4 protein-coding genes and 1 pseudogene are annotated in these 16,176 nt (G+C 72.5%); 4 read left to right on the top strand and 1 reads right to left on the bottom strand.

Translation table 11 applies throughout. The features are described 5' to 3' along the window. Positions 1-3: 3 nt before the first annotated feature. From ACWDEX_RS19265 to ACWDEX_RS19250, 4 genes and pseudogenes are all read left to right on the top strand, one after another. Positions 4-1,587, top strand: coding sequence for a PfaD family polyunsaturated fatty acid/polyketide biosynthesis protein (locus ACWDEX_RS19265; RefSeq protein WP_450464781.1), 1,584 nt, complete (start codon positions 4-6; stop codon positions 1,585-1,587). Between the two features lie 56 nt (positions 1,588-1,643). Next, positions 1,644-7,739: an SDR family NAD(P)-dependent oxidoreductase gene (locus tag ACWDEX_RS19260; RefSeq protein WP_450464779.1), complete on the top strand. Its 6,096-nt coding sequence runs from the start codon at positions 1,644-1,646 to the stop codon at positions 7,737-7,739. Between the two features lie 68 nt (positions 7,740-7,807). Then, a complete protein-coding gene (locus tag ACWDEX_RS19255) occupies positions 7,808-14,473 on the top strand; it encodes a beta-ketoacyl synthase N-terminal-like domain-containing protein (protein WP_450464777.1) in 6,666 nt (2,221 codons plus the stop codon). Positions 14,474-14,486: 13 nt separating this feature from the next. Continuing rightward, positions 14,487-14,824 (top strand): annotated as a pseudogene (locus tag ACWDEX_RS19250) (transposase); the annotation flags it as partial. On the opposite strand, the gene ACWDEX_RS19245 reads toward ACWDEX_RS19250, so the two are convergent. Beyond that, entirely contained in the window at positions 14,783-16,168 is a 1,386-nt protein-coding gene (locus tag ACWDEX_RS19245) for a DUF7507 domain-containing protein (protein ID WP_450464805.1), read from the bottom strand. The pseudogene ACWDEX_RS19250 and the gene ACWDEX_RS19245 sit on opposite strands and share 42 nt — an antisense overlap. Positions 16,169-16,176: the final 8 nt, after the last annotated feature.

Here is a 16,176-nt window from a genome sequence, read left to right as displayed (position 1 = left end):
TCTGTGCCCGTCCTGACCGCCCCTGAAGCCCCCGCCGCGTCCCTGCCGGTCTTCTCCCTCGGGGAGATCGCCGCCCGTGCCCGACGGATCCGGGAACCCGTCCACATCGTCAGCGGGCGGACCGGCCGCGAGCTGGGGCTCGCGACCGGTCCCGTACCCGACGGCCCGCTCCTCGGTACGCTGCCGCCGCTGTACCCGGAGTGGCTCGGCGGGCGCACCTTCTGCGAGGCGCACGGCGTCCGTTTCCCTTATGTGGCGGGCGAGATGGCGAACGGCATCGCGACCACCCGGATGGTGTCCGCGATGGCCCGGGCGGAGATGCTCGGGTTCTTCGGCGCCGGCGGCCTGGCGTATGCCGAGGTGGAGCGGGCCGTGCACGCGCTGGCCCGGGACCTGCGGTCCCGTCCGAACTGGGGCGTGAACCTCATCCACTCCCCGGCCGAACCCGCGCTGGAGTTCCGCGTCGCCGAGCTGCTGCTGCGCTGCGGTGTGCCCCGGATCTCGGCGTCGGCGTTCATGGAGCTGACCCCGGCCGTCGTGCTGTGCTCGGCCCGAGGACTGCGCCGGGGCGCCGATGGCGGGATCGTCCGGCGCACCCGGATCCTCGCCAAGGTCTCCCGGCCCGAGGTGGCCAGGCAGTTCCTCTCGCCCGCGCCGGCCGCTCTGCTGGACCGGCTCGTCGCCGAGAGGAAGCTGACCGCGCAGGAGGCGGGCCTGGCGGCCCTGGTGCCGGTGGCGGAGGACATCACCGTGGAGGCCGACAGCGGAGGTCACACCGACAACCGGCCGTTGTCGGCCCTGCTGCCGAGGATCGTCCTGCTGCGCGATGCGCTGTGCCGGCGGTTCGGCTACCCCCGGCCGGTCAGGATCGGCGCGGCCGGCGGTCTGGGTACGCCGGACGCGGTGGCCGCCGCCTTCGCCCTGGGCGCCTCCTACGTGGTCGTCGGGTCGGTGAACCAGACGGCCGTCGAGGCGGGCCTGTCCGAAGAGGCCAAGGCGATGCTCTGCGAGGCGGATGTCGCCGATGTGGCCATGGCGCCGGCGGCGGACATGTTCGAGCTGGGTGTCACGCTGCAAGTGCTCTCGCGGGGGACGATGTTCGCCCAGCGGGCCGGCAGGCTCCACGCGGCGTACCGGGCGCACGGTTCGCTGGAGGAGATCCCTCCCGCGCTGCGCGCCACGATCGAACGGGACGTGCTGCGCGCCTCCTTCGACGAGGCCTGGCAGCGCACCCGCGCGTTCTGGGAGCGGCGCGATCCCTCGGAGATCACGCGTGCGAAGGCCGATCCGAAGCACCGTATGGCGTTGGTCTTCCGTTGGTACCTGGGCAGTTCCAGTCGGTGGGCGATCACCGGCGAGGCCACCCGGCGTACCGACTACCAGATCTGGTGCGGGCCCGCGATGGGCGCGTTCAACCGCTGGGTCGCGGGCACATTCCTGGCCGACCCGGCGAACCGGTCCGTGGTACAGATCGCGCTCAACCTGCTCGAAGGCGCCGCGGTGCTCACCCGTGCCCATCAACTACGCACCTACGGAGTGCCGTTGCCATCCGAGGCATTCGCCTACACCCCGTGCGAGCTGGCATGAGCGGCCCCGGTGCCCCGGAGGTGTCAGCAGCAGCCGTCCAGCTCCAAGGAGACACCGTGTCCGACTCTTCTTCTGGGCATGTACCGGTCGCCGTGGTCGGTGTCGGCGCCCTGGTGCCCGGCGCGACGGATGCGGCCGGCTACTGGCGGATCGTGACCGGCGGCCGGGACCTGATCACCGAAGTGCCCGCCTCCCGCTGGCTGGTGGCGGACCACTACGACCCGGACCCGACCGCCCCCGACAAGACGTACGCCCGCCGGGGCGCCTTCCTTCCGGAGGTGGACTTCGACCCGTTGGCGTACGGTGTGCCGCCCGCCAACCTGTCTGCGACGGACTCCTCGCAACTGCTCGCCCTGATGGTCGCCGACCAAGTGCTGGCCGACGCCGGCGGCCTGTCGGGCGTGGACCGGGACCGGATCGGCGTCGTCCTCGGCGCGGCCGCCCTGGAACTGCTCCCGCACATGTACGGGCGCGCCCATCGCCCGGTGTGGCTGAAGGCGTTGCGGGAGAGCGGTCTGGCCGAGGCCGAGGCGCAGGCCGTGTGCGACCGCATCACGGCGCACTTCAGCCCCTGGCAGGAATCGACCTTCCCGGGCCTGCTCAGCAATGTCGTCGCGGGCCGGATCGCCAACCGGTTCGACCTGCACGGCATCAACCACACCACCGACGCCGCCTGTGCCAGCTCCCTGGCAGCCCTGTCCACGGCGGTCGCTGAACTGACGCTCGGGAGAGCCGACCTGGTGATCAGCGGAGGTGTGGACACCGGGAACGACATCGGCATGTTCCTGTGCTTCTCCAAGACGCCCGCGCTCTCCCCCACCGGTGACTGCCGTCCGTTCTCAGAAGCGGCGGACGGCACGATGCTCGGCGAGGCGGTCGTCATGTACGCACTGAAGCGACTGTCCGACGCGGAGCGGGACGGCGACCGGATCCACGCGGTGATCCGGGGCATCGGCACCTCGTCCGACGGCAGGAGTACCGCGATCTACGCGCCGCTTCCGGGCGGTCAGGCACGGGCTCTGCGGCGCGCCTACGAGCAGGCGGGCTACGGTCCGCAGACCGTGGAGCTGGTCGAGGCACACGGGACCGGCACGAAGGCCGGGGACGCCGCCGAGCTGACGGCACTGCGCGAGGTGTACGAGGCGTCCGGGCGTACGGACGGGCAGTGGTGCGCGATCGGCTCGGTCAAGTCGCAGATCGGGCACACCAAGTGCGCGGCCGGGGCGGCGGGGCTGCTCAAGGCGGTCATGGCGCTGCATCACAAGGTGCTGCCGCCGACCATCAAGGTCGACCGGCCGGTCCCGGCGGCCGCCGCCCCGGACGGCCCGTTCTACGTCAACACCGAGACCCGCCCGTGGGTGCGGCCCCCCGGTCATCCGCGCCGGGCGTCGGTGTCGAGCTTCGGCTTCGGGGGCAGCAACTTCCACGTCACGCTGGAGGAGTACGTGCCTTCGGGCACCCCGGCTCGGGTGCCGCCGCGTCATCGCTCCGCGCCGAGCGAACTCGTCCTGTTCAGCGGCTCGTCACCGTCCGATCTGGTGCCACCGGAAACGGACGGCGGCCGTCCGCTGGCCGCGCTCGCCCGGGAGAGCCACAGCGCGTTCTCTCCCACCGACCCGGTGCGGCTGGCCGTCGTCGCCACGGACACCGAGGATCTGCGGGAGAAGTACGCGCAGGCGCTCACGCTGATCCGGCAGCGGCCTGGCACCGCGTTCGCGACGCCGAACGGCGTCCGGTACGCCTGCGGGGAGCCCGCGTCCGGCCGTCTCGCCTTCCTGTTTCCGGGGCAGGGATCCCAGTACGTCGGGATGGGCGCCGACCTCGCGATGCTGGCGCCGACCGCCCAGGCCGTGTGGGACCGGCTGGGCGGTGCCACGTTCGACGGGCAGCCCCTGCACAGGGTGGTGTTCCCGCCGCCCGCCTCCACCGACGGGGGACGCGCGGCCCAGGCGGCGCGTCTGGCCGCCACCGAGTGGGCGCAGCCCGCGCTCGCGGTGCACGCGCTGGCACTGCTGGACGTACTGCGGCGTCTGGGACTGCGTCCGGACTGCGTGGCAGGCCACAGCTTCGGTGAGCTGGTGGCGCTGCACTGCGCGGGCGTTCTGGACGCCGACGCGCTGGTCGGTCTGGCCCGCAGGCGCGGCGAACTGATGCGGGACGCGGCCGTCGTACCGGGCGCGATGCTGGCCGTGGCGGCGGACCGCGAACGGGTGGCGACGGTGCTGGCCGCTGACACGGTCGGCGACATCTGGTCGGCCAACCACAACTCCCCGCGTCAGGTGGTGCTTTCGGGCACCACGGAGGCGGTCGTGCGTGCCGAGAAGGCGTTCGCGGCCGTGGGCGTCGGCACACGCCGGCTGACCACGTCGACCGCTTTCCACAGCCCGCTGGTCGCCCCGGCCGGTGAGCCGCTCGCCACGTTCCTGCGCACGGTCCCGCTCACGGAGCCGCGGATCGAGGTGTACGGCAACGCGGACGCGGCACCGTACCCGTCGTCGCCCGACGAGGTACGCCGTCGGATCGCCGACCACCTGGCCTCACCGGTGCTCTTCCAGGATCAGATCGAGGCGATGTACGCGGCGGGGGTGCGGACCTTCGTCGAGGTCGGCGCGGGCACCGCGCTGACCGGCCTGGTCGGACAGATCCTCGGTGACCGCGAGCACGCGGCCGTCCCCCTGGACCGGTCGGACCGGTCCGGAGTCAGCACCCTGCACACCGCGCTCGGCGAACTCGCGGTACGCGGTATCCCTCTCGACTTCGATCCCCTCTGGGCGCCTTACGCCTCGCCCGGCCCCTCAGTTAAGGAGCGCGTGCCCCGGATGACCGTGAAGATCAGCGGAGCCAACTACGGTCAGCTCTATCCGCCTCACACCGAAACCACCGAACCACTGCCCTCGGCACCCGCGTGGGAAAACCGGCCGGAACATCCTCACCCGCATCCCGCACCCGCGTCCGCCATCCCGGCGGCTCCCATGTCCTCCTACATCCCCATCCCGGCGCACGCTTCGGAGCCGTCGGCGTACGAGGCGGCGCCCGCCCGGGAACCGGAGCCCACGTACGGAGCCGAGCCGTCGCACGACCCCTCGCCCGCGTACGACGCCGTGCCCACGTACGGTGCCGTGCCCACGTACGGTGCCGAGGCCGGGGCCCCCCTCGGCGCCGAGTGGTATTCCGCGGTGGAGAGCGTCCAGCGGCAGACGGCTCAGGCGCACGCGGCCTGTCAACGCATGCTGACCGACAGCCACATGGCCTTTCTACGGATGACCGAGACCACCCTGGCCGCGATGCTCGGGGTGCAGGACGTCGACGGTGCACTCGACGCCCCGGCTCTCCCGGCACCGCTGCCGCTCCCCCGTCCTGCGGAACCCCGCCGGGCTCCGGCACCCATGACACCGGCCCTGGGGGCGGCCGGCGTTCCCAGGACCACCCCCGCCCGCGTGCCCGCCGAGCCCGGTGAGGCGCCCTCGCCCGCACCGGTCGCCGCCGAGGAGCGAACCCCGGCCGCCGCCCCCGTGGACCCCCCGGCGCCGGCCGCCGACGCCGCGCCTCTGTCGGCGCCCGAACTGGAGGAACTACTGATCTCGGTGGTGGCCAAGCTCACCGGCTACCCGGCGGAGATGCTCGACGTGGACATGGAGTTGGAGGCGGATCTGGGAGTCGACTCGATCAAGCGCGTCGAGATCCTGTCGGCGGTACGCCGCAGCGTGGGTGACGTGGCGACGGGAGACGTCGGAGAACTCGGCAAGCTCCGCACGCTGCGCGAGATCGTCGAGGCGCTCACCGTGCCCGGCCGGCCGCCCGGGGCCCCGGCGCCGAACTCACCGGCCGTGCCCGGGTCCCCCGCCGTCCCGGAGATCCCCGCCATGCGCACCGCGTCCGGGCAGGAGACGACGCTGACGAGGCTGGTGCCGCGCTCGGTGGAGTCACCGGCGTCCGGCCTGGCGACGGCCGGGCTCCTGGACGGGCCGCTCGTGGTGACGGACGGGAGTTCCGAGCGCGCCGCGATCAGCGACCTCGTCGCGCGGAAACTGGCGGAGCGCGGCGTGGACGCCACCGCCGTGGGCGAGGTGCCCGAGAACGCGCGCGGTGTCGTGCACCTCGGCGGGCTGACCGGGAGCAGCGCGCCGGACGATGCGCGGGCGGTCCACCGGTCGGTGTTCCGCGCGGCGCGCACCGTGGCGGCACAGGCGGCCGAACGGGGCGGACTGTTCGTGACCGTGCAGGACACCGGAGGCGACTTCGGGCTCGGCGGCCACGCAGCCGACCGGGCCTGGCTGGGCGGCGTCGCCGGTCTGACCAGGACCGCGGCGAAGGAGTGGCCGGGCGCCTCGGTCAAGGCCGTCGACTGCGAGCGAGGTGTCCGCAGCGACGAGGAGGTCGCCGAGGCGATCGTGCGGGAGCTGCTCGAAGGCGGCCCTGACCTGGAGGTCGGTCTCCGGGCGGACGGTACCCGCACCACCCTGCGGGCGGTACCCGTGCCGTTGGTTCCCGGCGGCATCCGGCGGATCACCTCGGAGTCGGTGATCGTGGCCACCGGAGGGGCCCGCGGGGTAACCGCCGCCGCGCTGCTCGACCTGGCACGGACCCACCGTCCGCGGATCGTGCTGCTCGGCCGGACGGCACCGGCTCCCGAACCCGAAGGGCTCGCGTCGGCCACCGACGAACCGGCCCTCACCCGTCTGCTCGCCCAGCGTTCCATCGAGGAGGCGACTGACTCCTCGCCCGCCCGGATCGCGGCGCGGGCCCGGGAGATCCTGGCCGCGCGCGAGGTACGGGCGACGCTGACGGCCCTGGAGGAGGCGGGGTCCCCCGTCCGATACGTCCAGGTGGACGTCCGCGGCGGCGACGCCGTCGCCGCCGCGCTGCGTGACGTACGTGACGCGTGGGGGCCGGTCACCGGCATCGTGCACGGCGCGGGAGTGCTGGCCGACAAACGGATCGCCGACAAGACCGAGGAGCAGGTCGAGCAGGTGATGTCCACCAAGGTGGACGGTCTGCGCGCACTGCTGGCCGCGACGGCGGACGATCCGCTGGACGTGATCTGCCTGTTCTCCTCGGTGGCCGCCGTGTTCGGCAACCCGGGGCAGAGCGACTACGCCATGGCCAACGAGATCCTGGGGCAGGTGGCGTCCGCCGAACAGGCCCGCCGCCCCGGCTGCCTGGTGCGGTGCGTCGCCTGGGGTCCGTGGCGCGGCGGCATGGTCACGCCCTCCTTGGCCGGGCATTTCGGCCGGTCCGGGGTTCCGCTGATCCCTCTGGAGCAGGGAGCGGCCGCTTTCACTGCCGAGTTGGACGGCACAGCCGGTGAGGCCCGCGTCGTCCTGGCGGCCGGGAACGATCCGGCGGCCCTGTCCCCGGCAGGCGATCCGTGTCCGGCGCAGCTTCTGGTGCGGGCGGACAGCGCGCCGCAACTGTCCGACCACGCGATCACCGGGGTTCCCATGCTGCCCGTGGCGATGGTGCTGAACTGGTTCGCGGGGGCGGCCACCGCCTGGCTGCCGGGTGACGGCCCCCTCGTCCTGCGCGATGTGCGGGTGTACCAGAAGTGCGCCCTGCCCGAACTGGCCGGCCCAGGCCATCGGCTCACCGTGCACGGCAGCCGGGGCGCGGCCGGTTCGCCGTCGGGGCTGGAGGCGGAACTGCGCGGGGACAGCGGGGTCGCGCACTTCCGGGCCGTGCTGGACACCGGGGCCGAAGAGCCGGACCCGGCCGAGTGGGGCAGCCCGGACGGCCTCAAGCCGCTGGACCGCACCGAGTTGTACGACGGGGAGAGCCTCTTCCACGGCCCCCGGTTCCACTGCGTCCGCTCGCTGCACGGTGTCTCGGAGCACGGAGGCGAGGCGGTCGTCGCAGGCGTACGCGTCCTGGAATGGCCGGGTGAGCACTGGCCGCTCGACCCGGCCGCCGTGGACGGCGCGCTCCAACTCGCCCTGGTCTGGGCGCAGGAGGAACTCGGCGCGGCGACGCTGCCGATGGCCGTCGCGGAGTGCAGGGTGCACCGGCGCGGCCCCGTGGACGGCACCGTGCGCTGTGTGTTGCGGGGACGGAAGGTTCACAGCACGGGGGCACGCTGCGATGCGGCGCTGATCGACGCCGACGGGACCGTCCGTCTGGAACTGCTCGGCGTGGAACTCGTCCGCCGCCCCTCTTGAGCCCCGGCCCCTGCCGAGCCAGAGCCCCTGCGAAACAGCCCCGCCCTGCCGTGAAGTGAGACCTGCGTATGGAATTCGAACCGATCGCCGTCGTCGGCCGGGGCTGTGTGCTGCCCGACGCGCTGGATCCGGACTCGTTCTGGGACAACATCGCCGCGGGCCGCAGCAGTCTGTCGGCCATCCCGGAGGGCCGGTGGCGGCTGCCCCGCCACTGGGCCATGGGCTCGGCGGACGACCACCCCGACCGCACCTGGACCGATGTCGGCGGATACGTACGGGGGTTCGAGTCCGTCTTCGACCCGAGCGGTTTCTGGATCGCCCCGGAGCGGATCCTGTCACTGGACCCGCTCTTCCACTGGGTCATGTACGGCGTCCGGCAGGCGCTCACGGAGGCGGGCCGCGAAGGACCTCTGCCGCGCGCGGGGCTGGTGCTGGGAAACCTGTCCTATCCGACGCCCACAGGGGCGGCTTTCGCCGAGCACGTCTGGCTGTCCGCCCAGCAGCCCCCGCTCCGAGACGCCTTGCTGACGGGAGAGCGCCGGGAGAGGCCCGACGCCCGAAACCGCTTCTCGTCCGGGCTGCCCGCCCGGCTCGCGGCCCGAGCCCTCGGGCTGGGCGCGGGCGCGTGGTCCCTGGACGCCGCCTGCGCGTCGTCGCTGTATGCGGTGAAGCTGGCGTGTGACCGGCTGCACGACGGCACGGCGGACCTGATGGTGGCCGGTGCGGTCAGCCGGGCGGACCCCCTCTATCTGCACATGGGGTTCTGCGGGCTGTCCGCGACGAGCCGTACGGGACGCAGCAGGCCCTTCCACCGGGACGCGGACGGGCTGGTGCACGGCGAGGGCGCCGGGTTCGTCGCCCTGATGCGGCTGTCCGAGGCCCGTACCGCCAGGCTGCCCGTGCTCGGCGTGATCCGCGGTGTCGGACTGTCCAACGACGGGCGCGGCGCCGGGCTGATCAGTCCGTCGGAGGAGGGTCAGGTCCGGGCCATGCGCCTGGCGTACGACGCGGCGGGCGTCGCGCCCGAGACCGTGTCGCTCGTCGAGTGCCATGCGACGGGGACGCCGGTCGGGGACGCGGTGGAGGCGCGCGGCATGGCCCGGGTGTTCGGGGCCGGTGACGACGTGCCCATCGGTTCGGTGAAGTCCAACGTCGGGCACCTGCTGGCCTCGGCGGGTGTGGCCGGGCTGCTGAAGGTGCTCGGCGCCCTGCGTGCGGGGGTCCGCCCGGCGACGCTCGGCGTGGAACGGCCGCTGGAGGCGCTGGCGGGCACACCCTTGCGAGTGCTGACCGCGCCGGAACCGTGGTCGGGGCCACGCCGGGCGGCGGTGAGTGCGTTCGGGTTCGGCGGGACCAACGCCCATCTGGTGGTGGACCTTCCGGATGGCGACCCGGTGTCCGCCGTACCGCGACCGGCCCGCCCCGTGGACACCGTGCCCGCCCCGGCCCGGGTGCGGGATTCGCCGGGCGGCCGTACTGCGGTGGCGATCGTCGCCGTCGGCGCCCGAGTCGGCGACGGGACCGGTACCGAGGACTTCCGGCGGGCGGTGCTGAGCGGAGAGCGGCGTGGCCCCGCCAGGGAGGTCTCCGTGGAGTTGAAGGACCTGTGTTTCCCGCCCCTGGCTCTGCAGCGAACGGTGCGCCATCAGCTCCTGGTGCTGGAGGCCGCCCGGGAGGCGGTCCGGTCGGTGTCCCTGCCACGGGAACGGACCATGGTGGTCATCGGCATGGGAGTGGACCCCGAGGTGGCCCGAGCGGGCGCCCGCTGGCGGGTTCCCCACTGGCTGGAGCAGGCCGGCCTTCCCGCCACGGCGGCGTCGGTGGGCCCGGCCCGGGACGCGTTCGTGCCGCCCATGACCGCGGACGGGGTGGTGGGCACCCTGCCGAACCTCGCGGCGAACCGCATCAGTACCCAACTCGACCTGGCGGGACCGGGGTTCGCGGTCTCGGCGGAGGAGGCGTCCGGCCTGGTGGCGCTGGAACTCGCGGCCCGGGCCATCCGGTCGGGGGAGGTCGACGCCGCGCTCGTCGGTGCCACCGACCTGTCCTGCGAGGCGGTGCATCGGGCCGCCCAGCACCAGCTCGGACGCGAGGAAGAACCGGGGGACGCGGCCGTCGTCCTGATCCTCAAATCCCTGGACACCGCGCGCAGGGACGGCGACACCGTCGTCGCCCTGCTCGACGAGGACGGCGCCGACGCACCCGACATGGTCATCGGGGACGGCCCTGAAGCGCTGTTCGATCCGGCGTCGGCCTTCGGGCGCGCTCACGCCGCGTACGGGCTGGTCTGCGTCGCGGTCGCGGCGCTCTCGCTCCAGCACCACGCGGTGCCGTGTCCAGATGGTCCCGCGGACACCGCGACCGTCCCGCATACCGCGAAGGCAACAGTGACATCGCTGGAGGGGCCCACCGCGAGCGTCCGGCTGCGCGCGGCAGACGCCCGGCCGTGGCTGCGGGGCCCGGCTCCACGCCTGCACGTCTTTTCCGGGGCCGACCGCTGGGAGGTGCTGGCCGCGCTGGAGCGCGGTGCGGAGTCCGACGCCGGACCGGCCCGGCTGGCCCTCGTGGCCGACGACGACGCGTTGCCGGGCCGCAAGGAGGCCGCCCGCCGCTGGCTGGCCGAGGGCGGGACCCGTCCGGCCGATGTGCTGTACCGGGACAAGCCGGTGACGGGGCAGACCGCGTTCGTGTACACCAATGGCTCGGCCGCCTACCCGGGCATGGGCCACGAGCTGATGCTCGCGCTGCCGTCGCTCGGCGAGGCCGTCCGTGCCAGGCACGGCGCGATCGGTGCACGGCCGCGGTCACGGGCGGAGCGCGGAGTGCTCGACCAGATCTGGGCCGCCGCCGAACTCTCCCTTTTCCACACCGCGTTCACCCGGGAGGTGCTCGGGCTTCAGCCGGACGCCGCTCTCGGGTACTCCTCGGGGGAGTCGGCCGCCCTGATGGCGCTGGGTGCCTGGCCGGACGCCGCAGGGCTGTACGACGCCACCCGGGACAGCGGTCTGTTCACGACCGAACTCACCGGTGAACTTCGCGCGGTCCGCCGCCACTGGGAGCGTCTGGGTGTCCGGGGCCGCCGCTGGTCGAGCTATCTGGTCAGCGCGCCCCTGGAGGCGGTCCGTGCCGAGCTCGCCGAGGAGGTCGCAGTCCATCTGATGGCCGTGAACGCGCCCGGAGTCTGCGTGATCGGCGGCGAGTCCCGCGCGTGCGCGGCCGTCGTGGCCAGGATCGGCGCCGACCGCGCGATCGAGCTCGACTACGACCTGGCCGCCCACGCACCGGAGTTGGCGGAGATCCGAGAGGTGTGGCGTAAGTCCCACCACCACCCCACCGTCGACGTGCCCGGTGTGCGGTTCTACAGCGGGGCCACCGGCCAGTCGTACCGGCCGACGACCGAGCGGGCAGCCGAGGCACTCACCGCACAGGGACTGAACACGATCGACTTCGCGGCCACCGTCGAGCAGGCGTGGGCCGACGGTGCCCGGGTCTTCGTGGAGCACGGGCCGCGCAAGCTGTGCACCGGCTGGATCAAACGCGTACTCGGCGACCGGGACCATGTGGCCGTCGCACTGGATGCCCCGGGCGACACCGGGCTGCGGCAGGCCTGTCTGGCGGTGGCCGAACTCGTCGTCGCGGGGGTGCCGGTACGCGCCGAGGAGCTGTTCGCCCAGCTCGCGAAGGCCGCCGTCGAAGTCCCGCGTCCCGGGCCCACCATCGCCGTGCCCGTACCCGCGCCTCCGTGTCTGCCGCCGCTGGAGCCGCCCCTGGTTACTCTGCCCCGGGCCCCCGAGTTGGCGCCGGTGCCGGACCTGGAGGCCGACCGGTCCGACTCACCGGGCGGCGTTGCCGTGCCCGGCCCCGGTGCCGCGGGGCCGGGCCGCCTGCCGGACGTCCGGCCGACGGACTCGGACGGGCAGGAACAGCGGGCGGCGGGCGTCCGTGCCGTGGTCCTCCGGCAGAGCCGGCGGGTCGCCGCACTGCACCAGGAGGTCATCGCCGGGCACACCGAGGCCCACCAGCGGTTCCTGCAGACGTCCGCGCTCGCCGTCAGGGCCCTGCGGAGCACCGTGCCCGTTCGCGTACGGCCACCAGGCCTCCCGGCACCGCGTCCGCCCGCCTGGCCGCCGTCCGGCCACCTGCCGCCCGCGCCTCGCTCGGCATCCCAGCCCACTCCCCCGCCGGAAGCGGCACCCACACCACCCCTGAGGCCGGGGCCGAAGTTCGACCGCGCCCAGTTGGAGCACCTTGCCTCCCGGGAGATCTCCACGCTGTTCGGCCCGCGGTTCGCCGAGCAGGACGCGTACGCGGTGCAGACCCGGATGCCCGAGCCGCCCATGCTGCTCGCGGACCGGGTCACCGGCATCGACGCCGTGCCCGCGGCGCTCGCCGCGCCCGGCCCGGTGCGCACCGACGGGACGATCTGGACGGAGACCGACGTCCTGCCCGACAGCTGGTACCTGGACTCCACCGGACGAATGCCCCCCGGACTGCTGATCGAGGCGGGCCAGGCGGATCTGCTCCTGCTCAGCTGGCTGGGCGTCGACCTCCTCAACCGGGGCGAGCGCGCCTACCGGCTGCTCGGCTGCGAAGTGACGTACCACGGCAGCCCGCCGCAAGCGGGCGACACCCTGCGCTATGAGATCCACGTCGACGGCCACGCGGAGCACGGAGGCGTCCGGCTGTCCTTCTTCCACTACCACTGCTACGTGGACGGCGAACTCCGGCTCAGCGTCCGCGAGGGCCAGGCCGGGTTCTTCACCCCGGAGGAGCTCGCGGCCAGCGGCGGGGTGCGGTGGGATCCCGCCGAGCGGCCGCCCGGCGACGACCTACCGTTCGACCCGCCCGCCGTGCGCTGCGCGCGGACCCGCTTCGACGCGGACCGGGTGCGGGCACTGGCGCAAGGACGGCCGGCGGACTGCTTCGGCCCCGGCTGGGAGGCGACAGCGGCCCACGTCCGCTCACCCGGGCTGGACGACGGCCGTCTGCGGCTGTTGCACGAGGTGACCGCGTTCGACCCGGACGGAGGGCCGTGGGGCCGCGGCTACCTGCGGGCCGAGACCCCGCTGTCACCGGACGACTGGTTCTTCGCGGGGCACTTCAAGAACGACCCCTGTATGCCGGGCACCCTGCTGCTCCAGGGCGGTCTGCAAGCGATGGCGTTCTACCTGGCCGCCATGGGCTTCACCGTCGACCGGGACGGCTGGCGTTTCGAGCCCGCCGACGGCCACCCCTGCAAGACGATGTGCCGGGGCCAGGCGACCCCGGCCGGCCGACGGGTCGTCTACGAAGTGTTCGTACGCGGAGTCTCGGCCGGTCCGGTGCCGACGCTGTACGCCGATGTGCTGGGCTCGGTGGACGGGAGGCCTGCGTTCCTGGGCCGGGACGTGGCGCTGAGGCTGGTGCCCGACTGGCCACTGTCGCACTGGCGACGCTCGGGCCCGCCCCTCGTGCAGAGCAGCGGTACACCGGTGCCGCTCCCCTTGCTCGGCGGACTGGCCGGACACCGAGAGGAACAGCCGGTGGCGACGGCAGCCGATGGACTCCCCTTCGACTACGCCTCGTTGCTGGCGTGTGCCTGGGGCAGACCGAGTGAGGCGTTCGGTACCGCGTACGAGCCCTTCGACGGCACCCGTAAGGTCGCGCGGCTGCCCGGTCCCCCCTACCACTTCATGAGCAGGATCGTCTCGGTGGACGGTCCGCAGGGCGGCATGCGGGAGGGCAGCGGTGTCGTCGCCGAGTACGACGTCCCCGCGAAAGCCTGGTACTTCGAGCAGAGCGGCGGCCATGCGATGCCGTTCGCCGTCCTGATGGAGATCGCGCTGCAACCCTGCGGGTGGCTGGCCTCATACGTGGGCAGCGCGTTGACCACCGACAAGGACCTGCTGTTCCGCAACCTCGACGGGTCGGGGACGGTCACCGGTGAGGTCACTCCGGCGACACGTACGGTCCGCACCCACGCTGAACTGACCCGCGTGTCCCACAGCGGGAACATGATCATCGAGTCGTTCCGGGTGAGATGCACGGCCGGCGGTGTGCCGCTGTTCGAACTGTCCACGGCCTTCGGCTACTTCCCGCCGTCGGCCTTCGAGCACCAGCAGGGCCTCACAGTGTCGGCCCAGGACCGGGCCCGTCTCGACGAGCCCTGTGACCGTACGGTCGATCTGACCTCCCGGCCCGCTCGCTACTGCGCCGGGGAACCGCGGTTGCCGGGCCCGATGCTGCTGATGCTCGACCGGATCACCGGCTCCTGGCCGGACGGGGGCAGCAGGGGGCTCGGGCGGCTGCGGTCGGAGAAGGAAGTGGTCCCGGGCGAGTGGTTCTTCCGGGCGCATTTCTTCCAGGACCCGGTACAGCCTGGGTCGTTGGGCGTCGAGGCCATGTGCCAACTGCTCCAGTACCACCTGCTCGAGCGCGGCGCCGCTGACGGCATCCCACACCCCCGGTTCGAGCCGGTGCTGCCCGGCCGCGAGACGACCTGGACGTACCGCGGCCAGATCACGCCGGCCAACCGGCTGATCCGAGTGGACATGGACATCGTGGAGAGCGGCACGGACGCACGGGGACCCTATGCGACGGCGGACGCGTCGCTGTGGGGCGATGACACGTGCATCTACCGAGTGCGCGGGCTGGGCATGCGCGTGGTGTCCGACACGGCTCCTGGGCCCTCACCCAGCCTGCCTACGGGAATGGAACGGCCATCGCACAACTCCCCGAGTAGAGAAGCTCGTTGAGAGAGGTGACACGATGGCCTTGTCCCAGCCTGACTCACTCCGGCTGATGGAGTCACTGCGTACCGCGGACGGAATCGAGTTGATCAGGGCACTGGCCCACGGATCCTGCAGGAGCTGATCGAGACCAAGGCCACCACGTTCATCGGGGCGGAGCCCGGCGAGCACACCGAGACCCGCCCCAACCTGCGCAACGGCACCGCAGCAAGACGCTGAACACGCAGGCCGGGGACCTGGGTCTGGCTCCCCAAGGTCCGCACCGGCAGCTTCTTCCCCAGCCTGCTGGAACGCCGCCGGATCGACCGGGCCCGCTTATGCCTGTTGGGCTACCCGACGGTGATGACCGCCATGGTCGTCACAGCCGCCCCCGCCGAAGGCCTTCGAGTGGCCGCCGTGATGCTTGCGGCAGTGCTCCGCTTCCTTCTCCTTCTTCTTCTCCACCTTCACGGTGATGGTGGCCGTGGCCTGGTTGCTGGTGACCTGGTTGCCCTGGGGGTCGGTTCCCGTCGCCTGTGCCGTGTTGGTGACCTCGCAGCGCATGACCTTGTGCCTGCCCTTGCCATGGTCCCCGCCGCGCTCCTTGACCTGCTTGCACGGCGTGACGTCGGCCTGGGTAATCGTGTGCGTGCCGGTGCAGGAGGCGCTCTGCCCGGGGGTGAGCGTGGTCGCCTCACAGGTGACGCCTGCCACCCGGTTGTCAGTGACCGTCACGTTGTTCAGGGCGACACTGCCGGTGTTGGTGACCGTGTAGGCGTACTGGACCTGGTCCCCGACGCGGAACGGACCCTGCGAGACCACCTGCTTGGTCAGTGCGAGTTCGGCCGCTCGCTGCGGGTTGACGCAGAAGGTGAACTCCTGCGTGGTGGTCCCGTCGACGGGGTCGGACACCGAGATCGTCACCGGGAAGGTGCCGGTCTGGGTCGGCGTACCGGAGACGGTGCCGTCAGCGGCCAGGGTGAGGCCTGGCGGTAGCTCCCCGGAGACCAGTCGCCAGGTCAGGCTGGCGTTGGGATTCTCGGTGAAGGCTTCCAGCGTGGTGGTGAACGGCTGGTCGACGGTGGCGCAGGGGATGGTACTGCCCGTAGTGATGCACGGTGGCTGGGTGACGTTGTCCAGGTTCTGCTTCCAGCCGGAGAAGCTGTTGCAGACAAGGGTCGTGGTCGGACGCGAGGCATCGTCGGCACTGACGCCGATCCCGAAGTCATCGACGAATCCCGGCCGTGCGGGTGTGCGGTTGATCGCGTTGTGATCGATGGTGACGCCGGTGCTGTTGGAGAGCGCGATGCCTACGTCCGTGCCCATGCCGCCGAATGTGTTGTGGCTGACGGTCACGTTGGTCGCGTTGGCCAGGAGGAGCGCTGTCGACACATTGGTGGGGGCGCCGAATCCCGCACCGATGATCGTGTTCCCGGTCAGGGTTCCACTGGTGGGGCCCGCCAGGGCCGGTGAGCCGATCTGAATGGTGTTCTGCGCGAGCCGGCCGGGGTTGGGGACCGTCAGGTCTGGCGGACCGAAGGTGCTGTTGCTGGCGTTCACCGTCGCCTTGCCCATCACCAGCAGGCCCGTGCGCTGGAAGTCCGTGGCGGTGACGTTGTTCATGGTCACGGTCTGCTGGCTGGTGGCCGAGCGGATCAGGATGGCGTGCACCGTCAGGCAATCCGAGTGCTGCGTGATGTCCAGGACTTTGACGTCCGACATCGTTCCGC

This window comes from Streptomyces sp. NPDC001020 (assembly GCF_053599115.1).
This window is presented reverse-complemented; position numbering and strand designations above follow the sequence as displayed.

Coding starts and splice junctions, on each gene's coding strand:
- ACWDEX_RS19255 (WP_450464777.1), top strand. CDS start 7,808: ATGGAATTCGAACCGATCGCCGTCGTCGGCCGGGGCTGTGTGCTGCCC.
- ACWDEX_RS19245 (WP_450464805.1), bottom strand. CDS start 16,168: ATGTCGGACGTCAAAGTCCTGGACATCACGCAGCACTCGGATTGCCTG.